This is a genomic window from Pseudorhodobacter sp. (assembly GCF_030452865.1).
GTDB lineage: Bacteria > Pseudomonadota > Alphaproteobacteria > Rhodobacterales > Rhodobacteraceae > Pseudorhodobacter.
This window is the reverse complement of the sequence record NZ_JAKDLJ010000383.1, coordinates 1-3,314: the sequence shown is the minus strand read 5'-3', so window position 1 is coordinate 3,314 and position 3,314 is coordinate 1. Positions and strand designations below refer to the sequence as shown.

Sequence of the window (3,314 nt, the reverse complement as noted above, 5' to 3'; positions counted from 1 at the left end):
CAAGGGTCGCGATGGAAAGATCACCATCGACGTTTGCCGCCATCCAGTGTTGCAGTTCCGAAATCGCGCCGTCCCCGTGGGTCGTCCGCGGCCGGAATGCTCGGTAGTTCGCTTGCCGCCGCCCGCGCGGCATCTGTTGATGGACCCGCGCGGTGTCGGTCATCACCTGCGCTCCGAGATGGCGTTCGACCAGCGACAGCCCGAGGTCGAGCCAGGCCATCATGCCGCCCGCTGTCACGATATCACGTTCGTCGATCAGAATCTCATCGGGTAGAAGCCTGACGTTGGGGTATTTCTCTGCGAACTCCGGCACCAACGCCCAATGGGTCGTTACCGCGCGGCCAGACAGAAGACCGCTTTCGGCCAACCAGAAAACCCCGGCACAGGCGGAACAGATGGTGCTGCCCAGTTGATGTTGGTGCCGGAGGAAGCTGTGTATCGCAGCGTCGCCTGCACCACGCGCGGCGTTGATGTTCGGTGGCATGATGATGGCGCCATAGGTTCCGCCCAAGTTGGCCACGACATCCCCGGTGCTGAGTATGGTGACGTGCAATTGCGCCACTGCGCATAGCCTGTTTGCGATGGTGAACAGGTCTTCCAACCCCAGAACCGCCGACATTTGTACGCCGTCATAGGCGATGATTGCGATGGTGGTCGCTTCGATTGGCGGATTCGGCAGATGATTTGTCATATCTGCCAGTTTAGAAGGCCCCTTCGCTGTTGTACATCGCATTGACGCGCAGCCAGTTCGAAGGACACCACATGACAAAAACCGCACTTATTCTGGTGGACATCCAGAACGACTATTTCCCCGATGGCGTTTGGCCGGTCGAAGGCATGACGGACGCAGCCGCGAAGGCGGCACTGCTGTTGGATCATGCCCGGAAAAAGGAGTTTACGGTGATCCACGTTCGGCATGAAATCCTGTCACCGGATGCACGTTTCTTCAAACCCCGTAGTTCGGGTGCGGAAATTCACGCATCGGTGTCGCCGCAACCCGGTGAAGCCGTGGTTCTGAAACACAAGCCCAACAGTTTCCTCGCGACCGATTTGAAGCATCACCTCGACGGTTCGGGAATCACGGGCATCGTTCTTGCCGGGGCAATGTCGCAGATGTGCATTGATGCGACCGCCCGTGCCGCATCTGATCATGGATATGACGTGACCGTAGCGCATGACGCCTGCGCGGCGAAAAGCGTCGAATTTGCGGGCAGACAGGTGCCTGCCGCAGATGTTCATGCCTGCATCATGGCCGCTCTGTCCGGGACATATGCAAATGTCGTCGCATGTGACACTCTCATCGCGGGTTGACGTAAACCGCGTCAGGTGAGGCAATAGCCGTCGGTTGCTTCAATCAACCGGTCCAGAATGCCGGGCTCGGTTGAGGCGTGACCGGCGGCTTCGATCAGGTGGAACGCGGCTTTCGGCCATGCGCGGTGCAGCAGGAACGCGTTTTTCACCGGGCAGGGCATGTCGTAACGGCCGTGAACGATGGTGCCGGGGATACCCGAAAGCCGGTCTGCATTGGCCAGCAATTGCCCATCGGTCAGCCAGCAATCATGCGTGAAATAGTGGTTTTCCAACCGCGCGAACGCCAGCGCGAAATGCGGATCGACGAAAGAGGACGCCAGTGCCGGGTCCGGCTCCAGCGTGATCGTCTCTCCCTCCCAGAGTGACCATGCCTTTGCTGCCGTCAGTTGCGCCACCGCATCATCGGATGTCAGGCGTTTGCGATAGGCGGCGATCATGTCATCGCGTTCATTTTCGGGGATCGGGGTCTGAAACCGCTCCCATTGCTCGGGAAACATTTCCGAAACGCCGAATTGATAATACCAGCGCATCTCAGCCTTGGTGACGGTATAGACGCCTCTCAAGATAAGTTCGCTGACATGCGCCGGATGCGTTTGCGCATAGGCCAGCGCAAGCGTTGACCCCCATGATCCGCCGAACACCAGCCATTTCTCTACCTCCGCCAAATCACGCAGCTTTTCGATATCTGCGACCAGATGCCAGGTCGTATTGTTCTCCAACGAGGCATGGGGCGTGGAGCGCCCGCATCCGCGCTGATCAAACAGCAAGACGTCATAGCGTGATGGGTCGAAGTAGCGGCGCGATGTCGGGCTGATCCCGGCCCCCGGCCCGCCATGCAGGAACACCGCAGGTTTCGTCCCCGGCGTCCCGACGCGCTCATAATAAATGCGATGCCCGTCGCCCGTGTCGAGCATCCCGGTCTCATACGGCCCTATCAGTGGGTAAAGTTTTCGCGCCGTCGATTGTTGGATCATGCGTCACCTTCGAGGTTTGTCGTGGGATTGAAGCGAATATTGCCCTTGTTGTTCAGATGAATGCTGTTGCGGCGCGCGTGTGTCAGGCAAAAACATCTGAATAGGCGGCACGAAGGAGGTTCTTTTGCACCTTGCCCATGGTGTTGCGCGGCAAAGCCTCCACCAAAATCACCCGTTTGGGCTGTTTGAACCGCGCGAGATCACCTGCGATGCCTGCGATGATCTGATCCGGCGTGATCGACACACCTGCAACCGGAACCACGACGGCAACAACAGCTTCACCGAAATCCGGATGCGGTACGCCGAACACTGCGCTTTCCACGACACCGGGCAGATCGTCGATCAAAAGTTCCACTTCCTTGGGATAGACGTTATAGCCGCCGGTGATGATCAGATCCTTGCCGCGCCCGACGATATGGACGTAGCCATCGGCATCAATCTTGCCCAGATCGCCGGTGATGAAAAACCCGTTGCTGCGCAATTCTTCGGCTGTTTTCTCTGGCATTTGCCAATAGCCGGCAAAGACGTTGGGGCCGCGAACTTCCAGCATCCCGATCTGCTCCATCGGCAGTTCAGTGCCGGTTGCGGGATCGGTCACAATTACCTCCACCCCCGGCAATGGAAAGCCGACGGTGCCGGCGCGACGATCCCCGTCATAAGGGTTGGAGGTGTTCATATTGGTTTCGGTCATGCCATAGCGTTCAAGGATCACATGGCCGGTCGCTTTGCGCCACGCGGCATGGGTTTCAGCCAAAAGCGGGGCGGAGCCCGAGATGAACAGCCGCATATCGCGCGACGCTTGGGCCAAACCTTCCGTCGTCAGAAGCCGCGTGTAAAAGGTTGGCACCCCCATCAATGCCGTAGCTTTTGGCATATAGTCCAGCACGGTTTCGGCATCGAACCCGGCCAAAAAGATGCACGACGCGCCAGCCATCAGCGTGATGTTGGTAGCCACAAACAGCCCGTGCGTGTGAAAGATCGGTAAAGCGTGGATCAATACGTCATCCGAGGTAAAGCGCCAATATGCCG

At 58.4% G+C, this 3,314-nt stretch carries 4 protein-coding genes; 1 reads left to right on the top strand and 3 read right to left on the bottom strand.

Translation table 11 applies throughout. The features are described 5' to 3' along the window. Positions 1–691 (bottom strand): GlxA family transcriptional regulator (locus L0H65_RS16750; protein ID WP_301460353.1); only part of this gene is annotated, 691 nt, incomplete at its 3' end. Between the two features lie 71 nt (positions 692–762). Here L0H65_RS16750 and L0H65_RS16745 point away from each other — a divergent pair. Beyond that, complete coding sequence (locus tag L0H65_RS16745) at positions 763–1,311, top strand: cysteine hydrolase family protein (protein WP_301460352.1); 549 nt, start codon at positions 763–765, stop codon at positions 1,309–1,311. A gap of 11 nt (positions 1,312–1,322) precedes the next feature. Here L0H65_RS16745 and pip read toward each other — a convergent pair whose 3' ends face one another. Both pip and L0H65_RS16735 read right to left on the bottom strand, forming a co-directional pair. Then, positions 1,323–2,285 (bottom strand): prolyl aminopeptidase, encoded by a 963-nt coding sequence (pip, locus tag L0H65_RS16740; RefSeq protein WP_301460351.1) that lies wholly within the window; start codon positions 2,283–2,285, stop codon positions 1,323–1,325. 82 nt (positions 2,286–2,367) lie between these two features. Then, the coding region (locus tag L0H65_RS16735; protein ID WP_301460350.1) for an AMP-binding protein at positions 2,368–3,314 on the bottom strand (947 nt) is incomplete at its 5' end.

Excerpts from the sequence above, each read along its gene's own strand:
- pip (WP_301460351.1), bottom strand. The coding sequence starts at position 2,285 with ATGATCCAACAATCGACGGCGCGAAAACTTTACCCACTGATAGGGCCG.
- L0H65_RS16745 (WP_301460352.1), top strand. The coding sequence starts at position 763 with ATGACAAAAACCGCACTTATTCTGGTGGACATCCAGAACGACTATTTC.